General features: G+C 70.8%; 24 protein-coding genes. 21 read left to right on the top strand and 3 right to left on the bottom strand.

Annotated elements, in window-relative coordinates; all coding sequences use genetic code 11:
• Window positions 1-3: 3 nt before the first annotated feature.
• The 7 genes from AC1Z4A_RS06995 to hisF are packed head-to-tail and all read left to right on the top strand — an operon-like array spanning window position 4 to window position 4,434.
• Complete coding sequence (locus tag AC1Z4A_RS06995) at window positions 4-1,113, top strand: histidinol-phosphate transaminase (RefSeq protein WP_483676971.1); 1,110 nt, start codon at window positions 4-6, stop codon at window positions 1,111-1,113.
• Window positions 1,107-1,733 carry an imidazoleglycerol-phosphate dehydratase HisB gene (hisB, locus tag AC1Z4A_RS06990; protein WP_483676970.1) on the top strand — a complete coding sequence of 209 codons (627 nt, stop codon included), beginning with the start codon at window positions 1,107-1,109 and terminating at the stop codon, window positions 1,731-1,733. Before AC1Z4A_RS06995 ends, hisB begins: the two co-directional genes overlap by 7 nt.
• Window positions 1,730-1,897, top strand: a complete 168-nt coding sequence (locus tag AC1Z4A_RS06985) for a hypothetical protein (protein ID WP_483676969.1) — start codon at window positions 1,730-1,732, stop codon at window positions 1,895-1,897. Before hisB ends, AC1Z4A_RS06985 begins: the two co-directional genes overlap by 4 nt.
• Window positions 1,894-2,547, top strand: a complete 654-nt coding sequence (gene hisH, locus AC1Z4A_RS06980; RefSeq protein ID WP_483676968.1) for an imidazole glycerol phosphate synthase subunit HisH — start codon at window positions 1,894-1,896, stop codon at window positions 2,545-2,547. The genes AC1Z4A_RS06985 and hisH overlap by 4 nt, the downstream gene beginning before the upstream one ends.
• Complete coding sequence (gene priA, locus AC1Z4A_RS06975) at window positions 2,547-3,281, top strand: bifunctional 1-(5-phosphoribosyl)-5-((5-phosphoribosylamino)methylideneamino)imidazole-4-carboxamide isomerase/phosphoribosylanthranilate isomerase PriA (RefSeq protein ID WP_483676967.1); 735 nt, start codon at window positions 2,547-2,549, stop codon at window positions 3,279-3,281. The genes hisH and priA overlap by 1 nt, the downstream gene beginning before the upstream one ends.
• Window positions 3,278-3,682, top strand: coding sequence for a RidA family protein (locus AC1Z4A_RS06970; protein WP_483676966.1), 405 nt, complete (start codon window positions 3,278-3,280; stop codon window positions 3,680-3,682). The genes priA and AC1Z4A_RS06970 overlap by 4 nt, the downstream gene beginning before the upstream one ends.
• Window positions 3,679-4,434: an imidazole glycerol phosphate synthase subunit HisF gene (gene hisF, locus AC1Z4A_RS06965; protein ID WP_483676965.1), complete on the top strand. Its 756-nt coding sequence runs from the start codon at window positions 3,679-3,681 to the stop codon at window positions 4,432-4,434. The genes AC1Z4A_RS06970 and hisF overlap by 4 nt, the downstream gene beginning before the upstream one ends.
• Window positions 4,435-4,588: 154 nt before the next feature.
• Here the strand turns inward: hisF and AC1Z4A_RS06960 are convergent, their stop codons facing one another.
• The 3 genes from AC1Z4A_RS06960 to AC1Z4A_RS06950 all read right to left on the bottom strand — a co-directional run bounded on the left by AC1Z4A_RS06960 (window position 4,589) and on the right by AC1Z4A_RS06950 (window position 6,727).
• Window positions 4,589-5,134, bottom strand: coding sequence for a DoxX family protein (locus AC1Z4A_RS06960; RefSeq protein WP_483676964.1), 546 nt, complete (start codon window positions 5,132-5,134; stop codon window positions 4,589-4,591).
• A 58-nt stretch (window positions 5,135-5,192) separates the two neighbouring features.
• Entirely contained in the window at window positions 5,193-5,825 is a 633-nt protein-coding gene (locus tag AC1Z4A_RS06955) for a TIGR03085 family metal-binding protein (protein ID WP_483676963.1), read from the bottom strand.
• Between the two features lie 68 nt (window positions 5,826-5,893).
• On the bottom strand, window positions 5,894-6,727 hold the full coding sequence (locus tag AC1Z4A_RS06950; protein WP_483676962.1) for a hypothetical protein: 834 nt from the start codon (window positions 6,725-6,727) through the stop codon (window positions 5,894-5,896).
• A gap of 71 nt (window positions 6,728-6,798) precedes the next feature.
• Between AC1Z4A_RS06950 and hisI the strand changes: the two genes are divergently transcribed.
• The 14 genes from hisI to AC1Z4A_RS06880 all read left to right on the top strand — a co-directional run bounded on the left by hisI (window position 6,799) and on the right by AC1Z4A_RS06880 (window position 19,419).
• The gene (hisI, locus tag AC1Z4A_RS06945) at window positions 6,799-7,167 is read left to right on the top strand and encodes a phosphoribosyl-AMP cyclohydrolase (protein ID WP_483676961.1); all 369 of its coding nucleotides are present in this window, start codon (window positions 6,799-6,801) and stop codon (window positions 7,165-7,167) included.
• Between the two features lie 47 nt (window positions 7,168-7,214).
• On the top strand, window positions 7,215-8,780 hold the full coding sequence (locus AC1Z4A_RS06940; RefSeq protein ID WP_483676960.1) for an anthranilate synthase component I: 1,566 nt from the start codon (window positions 7,215-7,217) through the stop codon (window positions 8,778-8,780).
• Window positions 8,781-8,863: 83 nt separating this feature from the next.
• Window positions 8,864-9,514, top strand: coding sequence for a TIGR02234 family membrane protein (locus AC1Z4A_RS06935; RefSeq protein WP_483676959.1), 651 nt, complete (start codon window positions 8,864-8,866; stop codon window positions 9,512-9,514).
• Between the two features lie 124 nt (window positions 9,515-9,638).
• A complete protein-coding gene (locus AC1Z4A_RS06930; RefSeq protein ID WP_483676958.1) occupies window positions 9,639-9,863 on the top strand; it encodes an HGxxPAAW family protein in 225 nt (74 codons plus the stop codon).
• Between the two features lie 102 nt (window positions 9,864-9,965).
• Complete coding sequence (locus AC1Z4A_RS06925) at window positions 9,966-10,400, top strand: DUF2752 domain-containing protein (protein ID WP_483676957.1); 435 nt, start codon at window positions 9,966-9,968, stop codon at window positions 10,398-10,400.
• Between the two features lie 564 nt (window positions 10,401-10,964).
• Window positions 10,965-11,774, top strand: coding sequence for an indole-3-glycerol phosphate synthase TrpC (trpC, locus tag AC1Z4A_RS06920; RefSeq protein ID WP_483676956.1), 810 nt, complete (start codon window positions 10,965-10,967; stop codon window positions 11,772-11,774).
• 6 nt (window positions 11,775-11,780) lie between these two features.
• Window positions 11,781-11,921 (top strand): tryptophan biosynthesis modulator TrpM, encoded by a 141-nt coding sequence (gene trpM, locus AC1Z4A_RS06915; RefSeq protein WP_483676955.1) that lies wholly within the window; start codon window positions 11,781-11,783, stop codon window positions 11,919-11,921.
• Between the two features lie 58 nt (window positions 11,922-11,979).
• Window positions 11,980-13,263 (top strand): tryptophan synthase subunit beta, encoded by a 1,284-nt coding sequence (trpB, locus tag AC1Z4A_RS06910; RefSeq protein ID WP_483676954.1) that lies wholly within the window; start codon window positions 11,980-11,982, stop codon window positions 13,261-13,263.
• A 2-nt stretch (window positions 13,264-13,265) separates the two neighbouring features.
• Window positions 13,266-14,081 (top strand): tryptophan synthase subunit alpha, encoded by an 816-nt coding sequence (trpA, locus tag AC1Z4A_RS06905; protein WP_483676953.1) that lies wholly within the window; start codon window positions 13,266-13,268, stop codon window positions 14,079-14,081.
• Between the two features lie 65 nt (window positions 14,082-14,146).
• Window positions 14,147-15,004, top strand: a complete 858-nt coding sequence (locus tag AC1Z4A_RS06900) for a DsbA family protein (RefSeq protein ID WP_483676952.1) — start codon at window positions 14,147-14,149, stop codon at window positions 15,002-15,004.
• Between the two features lie 201 nt (window positions 15,005-15,205).
• On the top strand, window positions 15,206-16,378 hold the full coding sequence (locus AC1Z4A_RS06895; protein WP_483676951.1) for a hypothetical protein: 1,173 nt from the start codon (window positions 15,206-15,208) through the stop codon (window positions 16,376-16,378).
• Window positions 16,300-17,151 carry a hypothetical protein gene (locus AC1Z4A_RS06890; RefSeq protein ID WP_483676950.1) on the top strand — a complete coding sequence of 284 codons (852 nt, stop codon included), beginning with the start codon at window positions 16,300-16,302 and terminating at the stop codon, window positions 17,149-17,151. Before AC1Z4A_RS06895 ends, AC1Z4A_RS06890 begins: the two co-directional genes overlap by 79 nt.
• On the top strand, window positions 17,148-18,911 hold the full coding sequence (locus AC1Z4A_RS06885; protein WP_483676949.1) for an RHS repeat-associated core domain-containing protein: 1,764 nt from the start codon (window positions 17,148-17,150) through the stop codon (window positions 18,909-18,911). Before AC1Z4A_RS06890 ends, AC1Z4A_RS06885 begins: the two co-directional genes overlap by 4 nt.
• Entirely contained in the window at window positions 18,889-19,419 is a 531-nt protein-coding gene (locus tag AC1Z4A_RS06880; protein ID WP_483676948.1) for an SMI1/KNR4 family protein, read from the top strand. The genes AC1Z4A_RS06885 and AC1Z4A_RS06880 overlap by 23 nt, the downstream gene beginning before the upstream one ends.
• Window positions 19,420-19,687 lie beyond the last annotated feature (268 nt).

The following is a 19,687-nucleotide window of genomic DNA, read 5'->3' as shown; positions in this document are numbered from 1 at the left end:
CACGTGACCCGTATCGACGATCTCCCCATCCGGGACGAGCTGCGCGGCAAGTCCCCGTACGGCGCCCCCCAGCTCGACGTGCCCGTACGCCTGAACACCAACGAGAACCCCTACCCGCTGCCCGAGCCCCTGGTCGCCCGCATCGCCGAGCGCGTCGCCGAGGCGGCCCGGCACCTCAACCGCTACCCCGACCGGGACGCGGTCGAGCTGCGCACCGAGCTGGCCAAGTACCTCACCCGCACCACGGGCCACGAGGTCACCATGGCCGGGGTCTGGGCGGCCAACGGCTCCAACGAGGTCATCCAGCAGCTGCTGCAGACCTTCGGCGGCCCCGGCCGCACCGCCCTCGGCTTCGAGCCCTCGTACTCGATGCACGCCCTGATCTCCCGCGGCACCGGCACCGGCTGGATCTCCGGCCCGCGCCGCGAGGACTTCACCATCGACGTCGGGCAGGCCGAGCGCGCCATCGCCGAGCACCGGCCCGAGGTCGTCTTCGTCTGCTCGCCCAACAACCCCACGGGCACGGCCGTCGAGGCGGAGACGGTCCTGCGGCTGTACGAGGCGGCGCAGGCCGCCAAGCCGTCGCTGGTCGTCGTGGACGAGGCGTACGGCGAGTTCAGCCACCGCCCCTCGCTGCTGCCGCTCATCGAGGACCGGCCGAACCTCGTCGTCTCCCGCACGATGTCCAAGGCGTTCGGCGCGGCCGGGCTGCGCCTCGGCTACCTCGCCGCCGACCCGGCCGTGGTCGACGCCGTCCAGCTGGTGCGCCTGCCGTACCACCTGTCGGCCGTCACCCAGGCCACGGCGCTGGCGGCCCTGGAGCACACGGACACCCTGCTCGGCTACGTCGAACAGCTCAAGGCCGAGCGCGACCGCATCGTCACCGAGCTGCGCGCGATGGGCTGCGAGGTGACCGATTCCGACGCCAACTTCGTGCAGTTCGGCCGCTTCGAGAGCAGCCCGGCCGCATGGCAGGCCATCCTCGACCACGGTGTGCTGGTACGGGACAACGGCGTACCGGGGTGGCTGCGGGTGACCGCGGGCACGCCGGAGGAGAACGACGCGTTCCTGGACGCGGTTCGCGCAGTACTGAAGGAGAACCAACGATGCTGAACACTCCGGGGGATGCCCCCCGGACCCCCAGCCGCGTGGGCCGCGTGGAGCGCACCACGAAAGAGACCTCCGTCCTCGTCGAGATAGACCTCGACGGCACCGGACAGGTCGACGTGTCGACCGGGGTCGGCTTCTACGACCACATGCTCGACCAGCTGGGCCGCCACGGTCTCTTCGACCTCACCGTCAAGACCGACGGCGACCTGCACATCGACACCCACCACACCATCGAGGACACCGCCCTCGCGCTCGGCGCCGCCTTCCGGCAGGCCCTGGGCGACAAGGTGGGCATCTACCGCTTCGGCAACTGCACGGTGCCCCTGGACGAGTCCCTCGCCCAGGTGACCGTCGACCTCTCCGGCCGCCCGTACCTCGTGCACACCGAGCCCGAGAACATGGCGCCGATGATCGGCTCCTACGACACCACGATGACCCGGCACATCCTGGAGTCCTTCGTGGCGCAGGCGCAGATCGCCCTGCACGTCCACGTCCCGTACGGGCGCAATGCCCACCACATCGTGGAGTGCCAGTTCAAGGCGCTGGCCCGGGCGCTGCGCTACGCCTGCGAGCGTGATCCGCGGGCGGCCGGAATCATCCCCTCCACGAAGGGAGCCCTGTGAACGGCCTCTCGACCGTCCTCATCGTCGTCGGGCTGTTCCTGATCGGCGGCATCATCTCGTTCGTCAAGCAGGGCATGCCCAAGAGCGTGGTCGTGCTGCTGGGCATCGGCGCGGCCATGTGCCTGACCGCCGGCCTCCTGCGCGTCGAAGGGCTGTGGTCATGACCGCCCCGAAGACCTCGAAGAAGAAGGTCGTCGTCTTCGACTACGGCTTCGGCAACGTCCGCTCCGCCGAGCGGGCCCTCGCCCACGTCGGCGCGGACGTCGAGATCACCCGCGACTACGACCGGGCCATGGCCGCCGACGGACTCCTCGTCCCCGGCGTCGGCGCCTTCGCCGCCTGCATGCAGGGGCTGCGGGCCGCGCGCGGCGACTGGCTCATCGGCCGCCGGCTCTCGGGCGGCCGACCGGTCATGGGCATCTGCGTCGGCATGCAGGTCCTCTTCGAGCGCGGCATCGAGCACGGCGTCGAGACCGACGGCCTGGACCAGTGGCCCGGCACCGTCGAGCCGCTCAAGGCGCCCGTCGTGCCGCACATGGGCTGGAACACCGTCACCCCCGCCGAGGGCTCGCAGCTCTTCGCGGGCCTCGACGCCGGCACCCGCTACTACTTCGTGCACTCCTACGCCGTGCGCGAGTGGACGCTGGAGGTCGGCAACCCCAACATGCGGCCTCCCCTGGTCACTTGGGCCACCCACGGCGAGCCGTTCGTCGCCGCCGTGGAGAACGGGCCCCTGTGGGCCACCCAGTTCCACCCCGAGAAGTCCGGCGACGCCGGTTCCCAGCTGCTGACCAACTGGATCGAGACCCTGTGATGACCAACGCGTCCAAGCTCGAACTCCTCCCCGCCGTCGACGTCCGCGACGGCCAGGCCGTGCGCCTCGTCCACGGCGAGTCCGGCTCCGAGACCTCCTACGGCGACCCGCTGGCCGCGGCCATGGCCTGGCAGCGCGCCGGCGCCGAGTGGCTGCACCTGGTCGACCTCGACGCCGCCTTCGGCACCGGCGACAACCGGGCGCAGATCGCCGAGGTCGCCGCGGCCATGGACATCAAGGTCGAGCTGTCCGGCGGCATCCGCGACGACGCCTCGCTCGCCGCCGCCCTCGCCACCGGCTGCACCCGCGTCAACCTCGGCACCGCCGCCCTGGAGACCCCGGAGTGGGTGGCCAAGGTCATCGCCGAGCACGGCGACCGCATCGCCGTGGGCCTGGACGTCCGCGGCACCACCCTGCGCGGCCGCGGCTGGACCCGCGACGGCGGCGACCTCTACGAGACCCTCGCCCGCCTCGACCGCGAGGGCTGCGCCCGCTACGTCGTCACCGACATCGCCAAGGACGGCACCCTCCAGGGCCCCAACCTGGAGCTGCTGAGGAACGTCTGCGCCCGCACGGACCGGCCCGTCGTGGCCTCCGGCGGCGTCTCCTCTCTTGACGACCTGCGGGCGATCGCCACCCTGGTACCGGAGGGTGTCGAAGGCGCCATCGTCGGCAAGGCCCTCTACGCCAAGGCGTTCACCTTGGAAGAGGCCCTGGAGGCAGTGTCCGTATGAGTGAGACCCCGGCCCCGCGGCGCGTGCAGACCGACAGCCCCTGGGAAGCGGAGATCGGCTTCGCGCGTGCCGTGGTGGCCGGGGACCGGGTGCACGTCGCCGGCACGATGCCGCTGGTGAACGGCGTCCTCCAGGGCGAGGGCGACCCCTACGAGCAGGCGCTCGCCGCCTTCGGCAACGCCCTGGAGGCGCTGCGCTCGGTGGGCCTCGGCCCCGAGGCCGTCGTCCGCACCCGGATGTACATCACCCATGCGCGTGATGTGGACGCGGTCGGCCGCGCCCACAAGGAGCTGTTCGACGGGATCCGGCCGGCCGCGACGCTGGTCGTGGTGTCCGGGTTCGTCGACTCGCGCGTACTGGTCGAAGTCGAAGTAGAAGCTTTCAGAGGAGAACCGGCGTGACCCTCGCCGTGCGAGTCATCCCCTGCCTGGACGTGGACAACGGCCGGGTCGTCAAGGGCGTCAATTTCCAGAACCTCCGCGACGCGGGCGACCCGGTCGAGATGGCCCGGATCTACGGCCAGGAGGGCGCCGACGAGCTGACCTTCCTCGACATCACGGCTTCCTCCGGCAACCGCGAGACCACCTACGACGTGGTGCGCCGCACGGCCGAGCAGGTCTTCATCCCGCTGACGGTGGGCGGCGGCGTCCGCACCGCCGACGATGTGGACAAGCTGCTGCGCGCCGGTGCGGACAAGGTCGGTGTCAACACCGCCGCCATCGAGCGCCCGGAGCTGATCCGGGAGATCGCCGAGCGCTTCGGCCGCCAGGTGCTGGTGCTGTCGGTCGACGCCCGCCGCACCTCCTCCGGCTCCTTCGAGGTCACCACGCACGGCGGCCGCCGGGGCACGGGCATCGACGCCGTCGAGTGGGCCCACCGGGCGGCGGAGCTGGGCGCGGGGGAGATCCTGCTGAACTCGATGGACGCGGACGGCACGAAGGACGGCTACGACACGGAGATGATCAAGGCGGTGCGCCGCCATGTGACGATCCCGGTCATCGCCAGCGGCGGCGCGGGCAAGCTGGCGGACTTCGCGCCGGCGGTGGAGGCGGGAGCGGACGCGGTGCTGGCCGCGTCGGTCTTCCACTTCGGCGACCTCCGCATCCCGGAGGTGAAGGGCGCGCTGCGGGAGGCGGGGTGCGTGGTGCGGTGAAATCCAGCCCGTCCGGCGTTTGAGGACCGGGGGTCCGGGGGCGGAGCCCCCGAATCCTGCCCCCGCGCGCAGCGCGAGGGGCCCGGGGTCTGGGGCGCAGCCCCCCACGCGGCGGAGCCGCAAATCGATACAGCCGGGAAGGGGCGGGGTGGGGCTACTTCCGCGTCAGCAAGATCGCACAGGCCACCACCGCCGCCAGCACAATCGCCGCCACCCCATACGACAACCGATGCCCCCGCAGCACCGGAACAAAGCGGTCCACCGCATACGCCCCGGGCCCCGCCAGCGCGATCGCCGTCGCCCCCACCGCCACCAGCAGCGTGAACTCCTCGCCGTTGGGCAGCAGGAACCCCCCACCCCACGTCACCGCCAGCGCATTGATCATCGTCCCCAGCACGGCCGCCGCAGCAAGCGGCGTGAGGAAGCCGAGCGCGAGCCCCGCTCCGCCCAGCGTCTCGCTGAGGCCGGCCACGACGGCCATCGCCCGGCCCGCCGGGTAACCGGCCTGGGTGAAGTAATTCGCGGTCCCGTCGATCCCCGGCCCACCGAACCACCCGAAGAGCTTCTGTGTCCCGTGCGTCACCATGATGATGCCCAGCATCAGACGCAACAGCAGGATGCCCGCCGAGAAGGCGGTCGCCGAGGCCGCGGCCCCGCCGCGATGGCGCGCATGGAGAGGGCTTCTGGTGCGGAAAGCCATGGTCGGCACCTTCTTCCCGGTGATCCCTCACCGGCGGGCACCCCTCACGCCTCACGCTTTACATACCCAGTTTCGCCTCGCGCAGCTTCGCCAGCGACTCCTTCTCGCCCTCCAGCTCCACCTTCGCCACGTCCTGCCGCCCGAAGGCGAAAAGGAGCAGCTCACCGGGTTCCCCGGTGACCGTGACCACCGGCGCGCCCCGCCGGGCCACCGCCGTCCGGCCGTCGGGCCGCCGCAGCACCAGGCCGACCGGCGACTTCCGGCCCATCAGGTGTGCCATCCGCTCCAGCCGGCCCCACAGGGCGTCGGCGAAGACGGGGTCCAGTACACGCGGCGTCCACTCCGGCTGGGCGCGGCGCACGTCCTCGGTGTGGACGTAGAACTCCACCGTGTTCGCCGCCTCGTCGATGGGCTTGAGCGCAAAGGGCGACAGCCGGGGCGGCCCGGTCCGGATGAGCTGGATCAGCTCCTCGTAGGGCTTCCCGGCGAACTCCGCCTGCACCCGCTCCAGCCGCGGGGCCAGCGGCTTGAGCACGACCCCGGCGGCCGCGTCGGACCGCCGCTCGCGCACCACGACGTGCGCGGCGAGGTCGCGTGCCCGCCACCCCTCGCAGAGGGTGGGGGCGTCGGGGCCGACGGTCTCCAACAGGTCTGCCAGAAGCAGACGTTCGCGCTGCGCATGGGTTGACATGCCGTCAGCCTACGACCGGGGCCCCGCGCGTGCCACGCCGCCCGGGCGTCAGGCGTGTCCCGCCCGCCTCACTTCGGCAGCGGGGCAGTCAGCTTCTTCCCGCCCTTCTCGTCGAGGGTGAGCGAGCAGGAGATCTTGTCGTCGGTGTGCATGGCGTACGAGCTGCGCAGCGGGTAGAGCACATAGAAGTAGTAGTCGCGGCCGTCGTCGATGGAGTGGCTGCGCTGCCGGGCGTCGGCCTCGCACAGCTCCGTGGCCTTGTCCTCGATCTCCTTCTGTGTACGGAACGTTCCGGTCAGCGTCCGGGTGGCTATCACCTCGGCGTCGTGCGGGCCGTTGCACGACCGCACCTCGACCTTCTCGAAGCCCTCGGGCCGCTGCGGGAAGTCGAAACATTGGCCGGTTTTCAGCACCACATAGGGCACGAAGTCCGGGTCGTCCGACGGAGAGCCCGAGCCGGACGAGCCGGACGAGCCGGAGGACACGCCCGTCGAGGGGTGCCCGGAAGGGTGCGCGGAGGGCGCGGACTTCGCCCTCGGGGCGTGCCGGCCGCCCGCGTCGCCCTTGGAGGTGAGGATGATGCCGGCCACGGCCAGCCCCGCCACCAGCACCGCCCCGCCGACGATCGCGGCGACCTTTGCAGGGTTGCGCCGGGCCGGCGGGGGCGGCGGAAAGCCGGGCTGCTGCCCGTAGGGCCCGTACGGCCCGTAGCCCTGGCCGTACCCCTGCCCCTGGCCCTGGCCGTACCCCGCTCCGTAGCCCTGCGCGGGCACTGGCCCCTGCCCGTAACCCTGCCCGTAGGGCTGCTGCGGCGGCATCGGCGACGCTGCCTGCGATGGCGTCTGCGGCGGCGTCGGCTGCGGCACCTGCGGGGGAAGCTGCGGAGACGGCGGAGTGGTCATGGCCACAGCATTCCGTACCGCACTGACAGCCCTGCCGACGGGATGCCCCTTCCGGAAGGCAGAATGGGCCCATGACCGGCAACGCCCGCCCCCTCTCCGGCCTCGACTCCGCCATCGCCGCCCGCCTCAAGCGCAGCACCGATGGTCTGATTCCGGCCATTGCGCAGCAGTACGACACCGGCGAGGTGCTCATGCTCGGCTGGATGGACGACGAGGCCCTCCACCGCACCCTCACCACCGGCCGCTGCACCTACTGGAGCCGCAGCCGCCAGGAGTACTGGGTCAAGGGCGACACCTCCGGGCACGTCCAGCACGTCAAGTCCGTGGCCCTGGACTGCGACGCGGACACCCTCCTGGTGAAGGTCGACCAGGTCGGCCCCGCCTGCCACACCGGCACCCGGACCTGCTTCGATTCGGACGTTCTGCCACTCGGCCACTAGGTGGACGTGCCCCCTGCGGGGCTCCGGGCGCCAGTAGGCTCCGCAGCATGGCTGCCACGACCGCATCTGTCTCTGCCCCGCAAGGAAACCACGGGGACGTCGTCCCCGACGCGGACACCTTCCGCACGCTCGCCAAGGACCGCCGCGTCATCCCGGTCACCCGCCGCTTCCTCGCCGACGGCGACACGCCCGTAGGGCTCTACCGCAAGCTCGCCGCCGGGCGCCCCGGCACCTTCCTCCTGGAGTCCGCGGAGAACGGCCGCACCTGGTCCCGCTACTCCTTCGTCGGCGTCCGCAGCGCCGCCACGCTCACCGTGCGCGACGGGCAGACCCACTGGCTGGGCACCCCGCCCGTGGGCGTCCCCACCGACGGCGACCCGCTCGCCGCCCTGCGCGCCACCGTGGAGACCCTGCACACCCCCCGCGACCTCATAGAGGGTGCGGGCCTGCCGCCCTTCACGGGCGGCATGGTGGGCTACCTCGGCTACGACATCGTCCGCCGCCTGGAGAAGATCGGCGAGCACCCCGGCGGCCGCGGCCCGGACAGCCTGGACCTGCCCGAGCTGACCATGCTGCTCACCTCGGACCTCGCCGTCCTCGACCACTGGAACGGCACGGTCCTGCTGATCGCCAACGCGATCAACCACAACGACCTGGAGACGGGCATCGACGAGGCGTACGCGGACGCCGTCGCCCGCCTCGACGCCATGACCGCGGACCTCGACCGGCCCGTCCCCACCGAGCCCACCGCCCTGCCGCCCTCCGAGCTGCCCGAGTACACCGCCCGCTGGGGCGGCCCCGCCTACATGGCGGCCGTGGAGGACGTCAAGGAGCGCATCCGGGCGGGCGAGGCCTTCCAGGTCGTGCCCTCGCAGCGGTTCGAGACGCCCTGCACCGCCTCGGCGCTGGACGTCTACCGCGTGCTGCGGGCGACCAACCCGAGCCCGTACATGTATCTCTTCCGCTTCGAGGGCTTCGACGTCGTCGGCTCCAGCCCCGAGGCGCTGGTCAAGGTCGAGGACGGGCGCGCCATGGTGCACCCCATCGCCGGGACCCGCCCGCGCGGCGCCACCCCGCAGGCCGACGCCGCGCTTGCCGAGGAGCTGCTGGCCGACCCCAAGGAGCGGGCCGAGCACCTGATGCTCGTCGACCTCGGCCGCAACGACCTGGGCCGGGTCTGCGAGCCCGGCAGCGTCGAGGTCGTCGACTTCATGTCGATCGAGCGCTACAGCCACGTCATGCACATCGTCTCCACCGTCACCGGCCGCCTCGCCGCCGGGCGCACGGCCTTCGACGTGCTCACCGCCTGCTTCCCGGCCGGCACCCTGTCCGGCGCGCCCAAGCCCCGCGCCATGCAGATCATCGAGGAGCTGGAGCCCACCCGCCGCGGCCTCTACGGCGGCTGCGTCGGCTACCTGGACTTCGCGGGCGACTCCGACACGGCCATCGCCATCCGCACCGCCCTGCTGCGCGACGGCACGGCCTACGTCCAGGCCGGCGCGGGCGTCGTCGCCGATTCCGACCCGGCGGCCGAGGACGCCGAATGCCGCAACAAGGCCGCGGCCGTGCTGCGCGCCGTGCACACCGCCAACCGCCTGGTGCCCCGGGGCTGACCCCCGGGCGCGCCCCCGCCCGGCCGGGGGCGCGCCCGACCCCCGTCCGCGCGGACGGGCGGCGGCAAGGGATAGTGGTATCCGTGAGCGCAGCCGTACCCCACCCCCGTCCCCACGCCGAGTCCGCCCCGCGCGCCGGGCGCGGCGGCAGGCGCAGCGTCGCCGCCGCCCTGGTCCTCGGCGCGGCCGGTGCCGCACTCGTCCTCTTCGCGGGCGGCCGCACCTGGTCCGAGAGCACCGCCGAGGTCGCCCAGGGCGCCGGCCAGCAGGCCAGCGGCCAGGACGTCACGGCGCTGCCCGGCGCGCTGGCCGTCGTGGGCCTCGCCGCGCTCGTCGCCGTCTTCGCGGTGCGCGGCGCGGGCCGCCTGCTCGTCGCCGGGCTGCTCGCGCTGAGCGGCGCGGGCGTCGTCGCCGCCACGCTCACCGGCCTCGGGGACACCGCCGCGCTGGAGGAGAAGGCCGCCAAGGCCGCGGGCCTCACCCGGGTCACCGTCGAGAACGTCACCCACACGGGCTGGCCCTGGGTCGCCGCCGCGGGCGGCGCGCTGCTGCTCCTCGCCGGGCTGCTCGCCCTGTGCTATGGCCGCCACTGGCCGGCCATGTCCGGCCGCTACGAGCGCGACGGCACCCCCCGCCCGCGCGCCCCGCGTACCGCCCCCGACCCGGACCGCCCCGAGGAGCTGTGGAAGGCCCTCGACCGGGGCGAGGACCCCACGGGGGACCCCGGCCGGTGACGTCGGCCGGTGACGCCGGGCGTGACACGCCAACCCCGGCGCACGGCGACCCGGCGCGTCGGGGACAATGACCCGGAGCGATCTCCGCGCCCGGAGGCGCGACACAGCAACTAGGAGTCAACTCATGTCGGGTACCGAGCACGGACACACCCCGGCCGCCTGGACCGGTGTCATCATCTCGTTCATCGGCTTCTGCGTGGCAGGCGCGTTCGTCGTGATGGCGAAGCCGGTGGGCTTCTGGGCGGGGATGGCCGTGGTCGCCCTCGGCGGCGTCGTCGGCCTGGTCATGCGCTCCATGGGCTACGGCCAGGGCCACAAGGTGCCCGTGAAGGTGCGGAGCGAGGCCTGACGCCGCTCCCGCCCCCGGCGCCCGAGGCGCGGCCGGGCCCCGTACCCCTCGTACGACGGCCCTGAGCTGCGCCTTCGTGCTATCCGGCGGAGACTCGGCGGTATGACGAGAACGGGAGCGCGAACGGGAACCGGAATCCTCCTGGCGCGCCGTCTCGCCCGCCCCCTCGGGGTGGCGGCCGGTCTCGGCGCCGCCGTGGCCTGGGTCGGCGCGGTCGACCCGAACGTACCGGGCCGCTACCCGGCCTGCCCGCTGCTGCACTGGACGGGCCTGTACTGCCCCGCCTGCGGAGGCCTGCGCGGCCTGCACGCCCTGGCCCACGGCGACCTCCCGGCGGCCCTGGGCGCAAACGCCCTGGCGGTCACCGCCTACGCGGCCTTCGCCGTCCTGTGGACCCGCTGGCTGACCGCGGCACTCCGAACGGGCGGCGGCATGCCGGTACACCTGCGACCGGCCCACTGCTGGACCCTGGGCGCCCTGGTCCTCGCGTTCACGATTGTCCGAAACCTGCCGTTCGGGGCGGCGCTGGTGCCGTAGGGGGCCGGGGCCCCCGGTTCAGCCGGTTGGGGTGCAGTACCGGCCTGGGGTACGGGACCGGTTTCAGCCGGCCGGGGCCGGAGCACCCAGGCCCCGGGCCCGGCCCGTACGGGGGCGTGCATCCGGCATGGGGCGAGACCCCGGGCCCGGCCCCCGGGTGCGCACATCCAGGCCTGGGGCCTGTGGCGCCGCACCCCGGAATCCGCCCCGCGCGCAGCGCAGGGGGCGGGGGCTGCGCCCCCGGATTCCCGTCCCCCGCGCGCAGCGCAGGGGACCAGGGCTGCGCCCCCGAATTCCTGCCCCCGCGCGCAGCGCAGGGGGCCAGGGGGCGAAGCCCCCATTACCCGCCCGTGCGGCAGCACCGACCCCGGGGTCCGGGGCGGAGCCCCGGTTTCGGGAAGGGGCGGGATCGGGGAAAGATCCACCCCCACATGTCCACGCTACGGACCGCCGTCAACCGGATGCGAAACCTTCGCCCTCCGCCAAGTACCATCGCAAGTGCCTGGTGAGTTCGCCACGAGCCCACCAGCCCAGACCATCCGAGTCCGGAAGGGGGCCGCTCGAGTGAGTGTGCTCGACGAGATCATCGACGGTGTCCGTGCCGACCTCGCGGAGCGTCAGGCGCGCGTCGGCCTCGATGAGCTCAAGGAGCGCGCGGCCAAGGCCCCGCAGGCCAAGGACGGCGCCGCCGCGCTGCGCGGCGAGAACGTCAGCGTGATCTGCGAGGTCAAGCGCTCCAGCCCGTCCAAGGGCGCCCTGGCCGCCATCGCCGACCCGGCGGGCCTCGCCGCGGACTACGAGGCGGGCGGCGCGGCCGTCATCAGCGTGCTCACCGAGCAGCGGCGCTTCGGCGGCTCGCTGGCCGACCTGGAGGCCGTCCGCGCCCGGGTCGACATCCCCGTCCTGCGCAAGGACTTCATCGTCACCGCCTACCAGCTGTGGGAGGCCCGCGCCTACGGCGCCGACCTGGCCCTGCTGATCGTCGCCGCGCTGGAGCAGGAGGCCCTCGTCTCCCTCATCGAGCGGGCCGAGTCCATCGGGCTCACCCCCCTCGTGGAGGTGCACGACGAGGAGGAGGTGCGTCGCGCGGTGGACGCCGGCGCCCGGATCATCGGCGTCAACGCCCGCAACCTCAAGACCCTCGAGGTGGACCGGGACAACTTCGCCCGGGTCGCCCCCGAGATCCCGGACGGCATCGTCAAGATCGCCGAGTCCGGGGTGCGCGGCCCGCACGACCTCATCGCCTACGCCAACGAGGGCGCCGACGCCGTCCTGGTCGGCGAGTCCCTCGTCACCGGCCGCGACCCGAAGGGCGCCGTCGCCGACCTGGTCGCGGCGGGTGCCCACCCGGCCCTGCGGCACGGACGGGGCTGACCTGCCATGACGGCGTACGCACGGCTCGCCCGCGGCTGCCGGCCGCGTGGCTGCCGTGCGCCCGCGCGGCGCGTCCTGGGCCGGCGCGTGCGCTACCACATCGGCTGTGAGCCGGGGCAGATCAACGGGCGCCGATGGCGTCGCTGAGCCGATTCGTCCGCTCAGCCACACCGTCAATCTCACTCATCTCCAGAGGAGATCAGGCATGCCCACAGAACCGACCGGTTCGACTGATCCGACTGCCCCGACCGGCTTTTTCATCCCGGACCCGGAGGGCCGGGTGCCCAGCGCCGAGGGCTATTTCGGCGCGTTCGGCGGGAAGTTCATCCCCGAGGCCCTCGTCGCCGCCGTCGACGAGGTCGCCGCGGAGTACGAGAAGGCCAAGGCAGACCCGGCCTTCGCCGCCGAGCTCAACGACCTGATGGTCAACTACACGGGCCGCCCCAGCGCCCTCACCGAGGTGCCGCGCTTCGCCGAACACGCGGGCGGCGCCCGGGTGTTCCTCAAGCGCGAGGACCTCAACCACACCGGCTCGCACAAGATCAACAACGTGCTGGGCCAGGCGCTGCTCACCAAGCGCATGGGCAAGACCCGCGTCATCGCCGAGACGGGCGCCGGTCAGCACGGCGTGGCCACCGCCACCGCCTGCGCGCTCTTCGGCCTCGAATGCACCATCTACATGGGCGAGGTCGACACCCAGCGGCAGGCGCTCAACGTCGCCCGCATGCGCATGCTCGGCGCCGAGGTCATCGCGGTGAAGTCCGGCAGCCGCACGCTCAAGGACGCCATCAACGAGGCGTTCCGCGACTGGGTCGCCAACGTCGACCGCACCCACTACCTCTTCGGCACGGTCGCGGGTCCGCACCCCTTCCCGGCACTCGTCCGCGACTTCCACCGCGTCATCGGCGTCGAGGCCCGCCGCCAGATCCTGGAGCGCACCGGCCGGCTGCCGGATGCCGCGATCGCCTGCGTGGGCGGCGGCTCCAACGCCATCGGCCTCTTCCACGCCTTCCTGCCCGACCAGGACGTACGCCTGATCGGCTGCGAGCCGGGCGGCCACGGCGTGGCCACGGGCGAGCACGCCGCGACCCTCACCGCGGGCACGCCGGGCATCCTGCACGGCTCGCGCAGCTACGTCCTCCAGGACGAGGACGGCCAGATCACCGAGCCGTACTCGATCTCGGCGGGCCTGGACTACCCCGGCATCGGCCCCGAGCACTCCTACCTCAAGGACACCGGCCGCGCCGAGTACCGCGCCGTCACCGACGACGCGGCCATGCAGGCCCTGCGCCTGCTCTCGCGCACCGAGGGCATCATCCCGGCCATCGAGAGCGCCCACGCGCTCGCGGGCGCCCTGGAGGTCGGCCGCGAACTGGGCAAGGACGGCCTGCTCCTGGTGAACCTCTCCGGGCGCGGCGACAAGGACATGGACACGGCGGCCCGCTACTTCGGGCTGTACGACTCCGCCGAGGGCGAGGGGGACCGATAACAATGGCGGGCAACATCGAACTCCTGAACTCGGTCCTGGCCCAGGCCAAGGCCGAGAACCGCGCCGCCCTGGTCGGCTACCTCCCCGCGGGCTTCCCGACCGTGGCCGACGGCGTGCGGGCCGTCACCACCATGCTCGACGGCGGCTGCGACATCGTCGAGGTCGGCCTGCCGCACAGCGACCCGGTGCTGGACGGCCCGGTCATCCAGACCGCGGACGACATCGCCCTGCGCGGCGGCATCAAGATCGCCGACGTCATCCGCACGGTGAAGGAGGCGCACGAGATCACCGGGGCGCCCGTGCTGTGCATGACGTACTGGAACCCCGTCGACCGCTACGGCGTCGAGCGGTTCGCGGCCGACCTGGCCGCGGCCGGGGGAGCGGGCTGCATCCTGCCGGACCTGCCGGTGGAGGAGTCCGAGGTCTGGCGGAAGGCCGCCGAGGAGCACGGCCTGGCCACGGTCTTCGTGGTCGCGCCGAGCAGCCGCGACGAGCGCCTGGCCAAGATCACGGCGGCGGGCAGCGGCTTCGTCTATGCCGCCTCCCTGATGGGCGTCACCGGCACGCGTGAATCGGTGGGCCGCGAGGCCGAGGACCTGGTGCACCGCACCCGCGCCGTCACGGACCTTCCGGTCTGCGTGGGCCTGGGCGTCTCCAACGCCGAACAGGCGGCGGAGGTGGCCGAGTTCGCGGACGGCGTCATCGTCGGCTCGGCGTTCGTCAAGCGCCTGCTGGACGCCCCCGATCTGGAGGCGGGCCTGGCGGCCGTCCGCACCCTGGCGGGCGAACTCGCGGAGGGTGTGCGCAAGCGCGCGTAACACTTTTGAAGGAACCGGGGACCGGGGGTGCGCATGGTCGCACCCCCGGTTCGTTGTATGGGGACGTGAGCCAGAAGAACAGCGACGGAAAGCGCAGCGCCCGCGAGCGGCTGCAGGAACAGCGCCGTAAGGACGAGGCCCGCGGGAAGCTCAAACGGCAGTTGCAGGTGGGCGGCGTGGTGGTGGCGGTGCTCGCCGTCGGCGCCGGGATCGCGATCTGGGCCACGACGGCCGGCAAGCAGAGCGGCAAGCAGCAGGCGACGGGCCCGGTAGCCGCCCCCCAGGGCGCCACCGGCCAGGACGACCTCGCCATCCCGGTGGGCAATTCCGCGGCCAAGGCCAACCTGGTCGTGTACGAGGACTTCCGCTGCCCCGGCTGCGGCCAGTTCGAGAACGGCTTCCGGGACACGATCCACGACCTGGAGGGCAAGAACCAGCTGAAGGCCGAGTACCACCTGGTCACCCTGATCGACAAGAACCTCGGCGGCACCGGCTCCCTCAACGCGGCCAACGCGGCGGCGTGCGCCCAGACCGAGGGCAAGTTCCTCGCGTACCACGACGAGCTGTACAAGAACCAGCCGCCGGAGACGAACGACGCGTACGGCAAGAAGGCCCGCCTGCTGGAACTGGCGGACAAGGTGCAGGGCCTGAACACCCCGGCCTTCAAGAAGTGCGTGGACGACGGCACGCACAACGGCTGGGTGAAGAAGTCGGCGGTGAACTTCAGCAAGGGCGGCTTCCGCGGCACGCCGACGATCCTGCTGAACGGCAAGAGCCTGTACGACGACCCGACGCATCCGCTGACGCCGCAGAAGCTGCGGGATTTGGTGGCGGAGGCGCAGAAGGGGACGTCGGGCAAGGGCGGCACGCCGGAGAGCAGCGCGCCGGTGAAGGGCGGCGGGAAGTCGTCTTCGTCGCCCTGACGCCGGGGGCGCAGCAGCTATTGAGCCTTAGCGGCTGGAACTGGCGTTTGTCGAGAACGATGACTATGTGAAGTCCGCCACTTGACGGTCACTTGTGTCCGATTTGGGTTGAGTAAGGATCATGTCAGGCAGTAAACATGATCCGTTTCTGTCCGCCTATTGAGGGCACTCGTGCGTTTCATACGGCAAATAGCATTTGCCATGGCGTTTGTCATGGCCCTGCTATGCGGAACCGAACAGGTTGCGCTGGCAGTCGATCAGTGGAATCGAAGATCCGCGGGAGGCGGCCCCGACGCCCCCGACCAGCGTTGGGGCTCTGCCGCAGGCCGTGGCCACCGCGCACCGGCAGGCGCTACGGAGGCGGCTGCCTCGGGCGGTCGCCGGGGCGCGCTGGAGGCGCCGGGGCAGCTGCCGGCGGAGCACAAGCTCACGGGCAAGGAGCTGGGAGGCCGGGCGCAGACGCCCAAGGCCGGCCCCGTCGAGCGGGTCGACGGACCTGACGTCCCGGCTCCGGCAGGCTTCTCGGAGCGGAAGAGCCAGGAGATCCCTTCGGAGCGGAAGGAGCGTCAGAACACCTTCCGCAACGAGGGCGGCACCTACACCACGCGCTTCTACAACGAGCCCGTCAACTTCCGAGGACGGGACGGCTCCTGGCAGAAGATCGATCCCACGCTGACCCGGCCCACGAGGGCCGCGCGAGCCGCCGGCCCGGCTGACGGTCCCCTCTGGGAGACCCGCTCGACCTCGGCCGGTATCCGCTTCTCTCCGTACGCGGACTCCGACCCGGTGATGCGCATGGACCTGAGCGACGGGCCTTCGCTCGGCTACGCGCTCGAGGGCGCAGCCCATGCGACCGGCAAGGCCGACGGCAGCGTCATCACCTATCCCGATGCCCGGCCTTCGGCGGACCTGCAGTACATCGCCGGCAGCGACTCGGTGAAGGAGATCCTCGTCCTCAAGAGCAAGGACGCTCCCACCGAGTGGCGCTTCCCGCTCCGGGCGGACGGGCTGACCGCCAGGCTCGACGACCAGGGCGGCGTGCTGTTCGTCGACAAGGACGGCAGGCAGCGTGCACGGATGCCGGCCGGGTGGATGGAGGACTCGCGCCGCGACGAGCACGGCAACCAAGGCGAGTTCTCCCCGGGCGTCCGCTACCGGCTGGTGGAGGAGCAGGGGCGCCAGATCCTGGCGGTCTCACTGGACAAAGACTGGCTGAGCGCGCCCGAGCGTGTCTTCCCGGTCAAGGTCGACCCCTCGGTCAAGGGCGTCGACGCACGTTCGACATCTACGGCCAGTTGGTCAAGGAGACGGGAACGGGCGCCGAAGCCGACACCGCGAACCGGACGCTTGAGCACGACCTGGCAGGCCGCCTGATCAAGGCCGGCTCGGGCGACCTCCTCAACCCGAACACCTACACCTACAACGACCGCGGCCAGCTGCTCGGCTCCGACGGTCCGGGAGGAAAGTCCACTTACTCCTACGACGTCGACGGCAACATGACGTCGCGGACGGACAAGTCCGGCGTCACGACGTACGCCTACGACACCCGCGGCCGCCTCAACCGGACCGAGGACGGTGTGACGGGCGCGCAGACGTGGACGGACTACGACGCGGCGGGCCGCCCGGTCCAGGAGCAGTACGCCGTCAAGTCCGGTGCCGATGCCGCCGGGACGTGGAGCGTCAGCGCGAAGCGCACGTACGCCTACGACCCGCTCGGCCGTCTGACGAACGACAGGGTCTCCGGCCCTGACGGCAAGACCGAGGTCATGGCCACGTCGTACGACTACGACGCGGATGACCGCCTGACGAAGAAGGCCACCAGCGGCACCGCGGGTGCCGGGGCCGACGAATACAGCTACGACAAGTCGGGCCGGATGATCGCGTGGAAGGGAGACGGCAAGACCACGTCCTACGAGTGGGACGATGCCGGAAACCGAGTGAAGGCGGGCGGCACGCAGTCGGTATTCGATGAGCGAAACCGCCTGTTGAGCGACGGCGGAGCACGCTACAGCTACACCCCCCCCGGGGCACTCTGGCTTCGGTCGACACGGGCAGCGGCTCACCGCGCAAGCTGCGGTCGGACGCCTTCGAGCGCCGGATCGCGGATGGCGATGCCACGTACAGCTACGACTCGCTGGACCGGGTGAAGCAGCGGGGCGATGTCTCGTTCACCTATGACGGCGGCTCGAACGCGTTGGTCTCCGACGAGGCGAGCACGTACAGCCGGACCCCTGGCGGTGGGCTGCTCGCGAGCACGGACGGAAAGACCGCTCAGCGAGCGGTGACCGACGGGCACACGGACGTGACGGCCGGCCTGTCGGCCGACGGCACGAAGGTGATGGGCTCCACCGCGTACGACCCGTTCGGCACGGTGACGGCGAAGGCCGGGGCTCGTTCGTCGCTCGGGTACCAGTCGGGTTGGACCGACCCGGCGAGCGGGGACGTCAACATGGCGTCGCGCTGGTACCAGCCGGGCGCGGGTCGATTCGCTTCGCGCGACACCTGGCAGTTGGGGGCGTCTCCGTCGGTTCAGGCGAACCGGTATGTGTACGGGAATGCTTCGCCGCTCAACGGGACGGATCCCGGCGGGCATTGCCTCGAAGACGCATGCATCGTGGAAGGAGCGATTGCTGGCGAGGCCGCCTGGGAACTCCTCGGCGCCATCGGGGTTCTGGGCAGCGGCGCTTCGGATACTTACGGCGAGCGCTTGCAAGTCTTTGGAGCCGATGCTGCGGAATGGGATAGTCCGCTCGCAGGGGTGAACGACAATGTGGCAGCCAGCTTGATGGCGCAGGCCGAGGCCATGGAAGCGCAGGCCGAGGTCGAAGCGCACAACCGCAGCCATGGCGACCCCGAACCGGACGGGGGCGACCCTGACGGCCCCGACCCGGATGGGCCTGACCCGGATGGGCCTGGCCCCGAGGGTCCGGATCCTGACGGCCCCGACGGCCCAGGTGACGAACCGGTCTACCGCTCGCCATACCGCAACACTGACCGCGGTTCCGCCGGGACGCGTACGCGTACCCGCCCGCCACGCCCACGCATCAAGCAGAACCCCAACAGGGGTCTGAACCCCAGGCTGGCGCCGACGCGACTGCCGCCGAAGGCGGACTGGACGCCGGAAGGCGGTTGGAACCCTGGCGATGCGATGCAATTGACTTTCACCGCGGCACACATCCTCGAGATGTTCAGCCAAGGCTCGAATCAGGTGAAGGGCTCCAGTGGTGGTCAGGCCCCGGTGGATACCACTGGCCTTGGCATACTGAAGTCGGTGTTCCCAAATGAGGACATTGATCCGGACATGGGGAAGGGCGGGTCAGGAGCCGACCCCACCAAGAAGGTGACCCGCAATTCCTGTGCGCGGGACTTCCCATCGAGGGACATCGGATACTATTACGCGCCGATGACGCGCTTTGGAACAGGAGATGAAGATTGCCGGGCTACCGGTGCCGTCGCGGAAATCACAAAATCCACCCTGCGGATCGGCATGAAGAGGCGCGACCCGAAGTGGGCGCCGGCTGGCAAAGAAAAACTCAAAGAAGAAACTGAAGGAAGTGTGCAGGGGCGCCTCCATAATGCAGCATCTCTGCACTCGATAGCAGATAACCTCGGTGGAGCTCCATACACGCTGCGGAACTTCGTGGCCGGATATCATGACCCGGCGAACTATCCGCATATGCGTGCTCTTGAAGCCGATGTGGAGTCGGCTGTGGATGGAGGTGAGACCGTCACCTATGGAGTGCTCCCGGTGTACGGTGATTCCAAGCGTCCGGCCATTCCGACCGAGATAAAGATCAAGGGTGTCGGGAACCATGGGTACCGACTGAATTGCTCCCTTTACAACCGTGCTTCCGGTGGATGCTCATGCTCAGAGAGGAGTTCTGGTGGGCCTCTATCAGTTCCGTAGCTTCTTGGGGGATCCGAAGGTGAACTCGGACATGTTGACTGATTGGATCCCTTTCGAGGATCGCATCGGTTTTCGGCTGCCCGAAGATTACAAAGAGTTCGTGTCGGCCTACGGGCCCTGTGAGATCTTCGGCGATCTGTGGATCTGGCACCCGAGGGCCAATGTGCTCAACCTTGAAGGTGCAATGCAGCGTGTCCTTTCTGGTGCTGAGTCCATACGCAGTCAGTTCCCAGATGCCTACCCGTATCCGCTGTTCCCTTCTCCGAACGGCATGATCCCGGTCGCTGAAAGCCAGGATGGTGCCAACATGTATCTGGCGCCGCCCGGGTGTTTGGGAGATGAGTGGGTGACTGTCGTTGGCTGGCGTTCTTCGTGGAGCCGCTACGACTATGGTTTCTGCGAGTTCCTACTGAAGGCGCTCAGGAACGAGTTGGATGAACCGTTCTTTGATGAGTCCGTTCTGGACGGGTCGACTATTCCTTACCGAGTGGTAGATCAACTCATCTAAGAATATAAGGTCAGTCAGGCGCCAGAATGGCTGATGCCTGAAGGTGATAGCGGCCCTGCCGCCGGTCCTTTACGTAGGGGTCGGCGGCGGCCGTTTATTTCCAGCAAGGGTGGCTTCCGCGATGTGTGCCAGTAGATGTGGGGAGCTGGCGACGGAGGCGTAGAAGGGGAAGGGCTGCCAAAGTGGCGATTTGAAGGGCTGTGTCAGACCCGATCCCTGGAGTCCTGACGTCCTGTATACACAACGTAAATGGACGCGCTGTGAGTCT

Source organism: Streptomyces sp. 17_S59 (genome assembly GCF_056930295.1).
Note: the sequence above shows the minus strand (reverse complement) of the source record. Positions and strands in the feature narration are given on the sequence as shown.

What these genes read in the sequence shown, in the direction of transcription:
- hisH (WP_483676968.1), top strand. Translation starts at nt 1,894, where the DNA reads ATGACCGCCCCGAAGACCTCGAAGAAGAAGGTCGTCGTCTTCGACTAC.
- AC1Z4A_RS06970 (WP_483676966.1), top strand. Translation starts at nt 3,278, where the DNA reads ATGAGTGAGACCCCGGCCCCGCGGCGCGTGCAGACCGACAGCCCCTGG.
- trpA (WP_483676953.1), top strand. Translation starts at nt 13,266, where the DNA reads ATGGCGGGCAACATCGAACTCCTGAACTCGGTCCTGGCCCAGGCCAAG.
- hisB (WP_483676970.1), top strand. Translation starts at nt 1,107, where the DNA reads ATGCTGAACACTCCGGGGGATGCCCCCCGGACCCCCAGCCGCGTGGGC.
- hisI (WP_483676961.1), top strand. Translation starts at nt 6,799, where the DNA reads ATGACCGGCAACGCCCGCCCCCTCTCCGGCCTCGACTCCGCCATCGCC.
- AC1Z4A_RS06955 (WP_483676963.1), bottom strand. Translation starts at nt 5,825, where the DNA reads ATGTCAACCCATGCGCAGCGCGAACGTCTGCTTCTGGCAGACCTGTTG.
- AC1Z4A_RS06925 (WP_483676957.1), top strand. Translation starts at nt 9,966, where the DNA reads ATGACGAGAACGGGAGCGCGAACGGGAACCGGAATCCTCCTGGCGCGC.
- trpB (WP_483676954.1), top strand. Translation starts at nt 11,980, where the DNA reads ATGCCCACAGAACCGACCGGTTCGACTGATCCGACTGCCCCGACCGGC.
- AC1Z4A_RS06940 (WP_483676960.1), top strand. Translation starts at nt 7,215, where the DNA reads ATGGCTGCCACGACCGCATCTGTCTCTGCCCCGCAAGGAAACCACGGG.
- AC1Z4A_RS06895 (WP_483676951.1), top strand. Translation starts at nt 15,206, where the DNA reads ATGGCGTTTGTCATGGCCCTGCTATGCGGAACCGAACAGGTTGCGCTG.
- priA (WP_483676967.1), top strand. Translation starts at nt 2,547, where the DNA reads ATGACCAACGCGTCCAAGCTCGAACTCCTCCCCGCCGTCGACGTCCGC.
- AC1Z4A_RS06960 (WP_483676964.1), bottom strand. Translation starts at nt 5,134, where the DNA reads ATGGCTTTCCGCACCAGAAGCCCTCTCCATGCGCGCCATCGCGGCGGG.
- AC1Z4A_RS06950 (WP_483676962.1), bottom strand. Translation starts at nt 6,727, where the DNA reads ATGACCACTCCGCCGTCTCCGCAGCTTCCCCCGCAGGTGCCGCAGCCG.
- AC1Z4A_RS06930 (WP_483676958.1), top strand. Translation starts at nt 9,639, where the DNA reads ATGTCGGGTACCGAGCACGGACACACCCCGGCCGCCTGGACCGGTGTC.
- trpM (WP_483676955.1), top strand. Translation starts at nt 11,781, where the DNA reads ATGACGGCGTACGCACGGCTCGCCCGCGGCTGCCGGCCGCGTGGCTGC.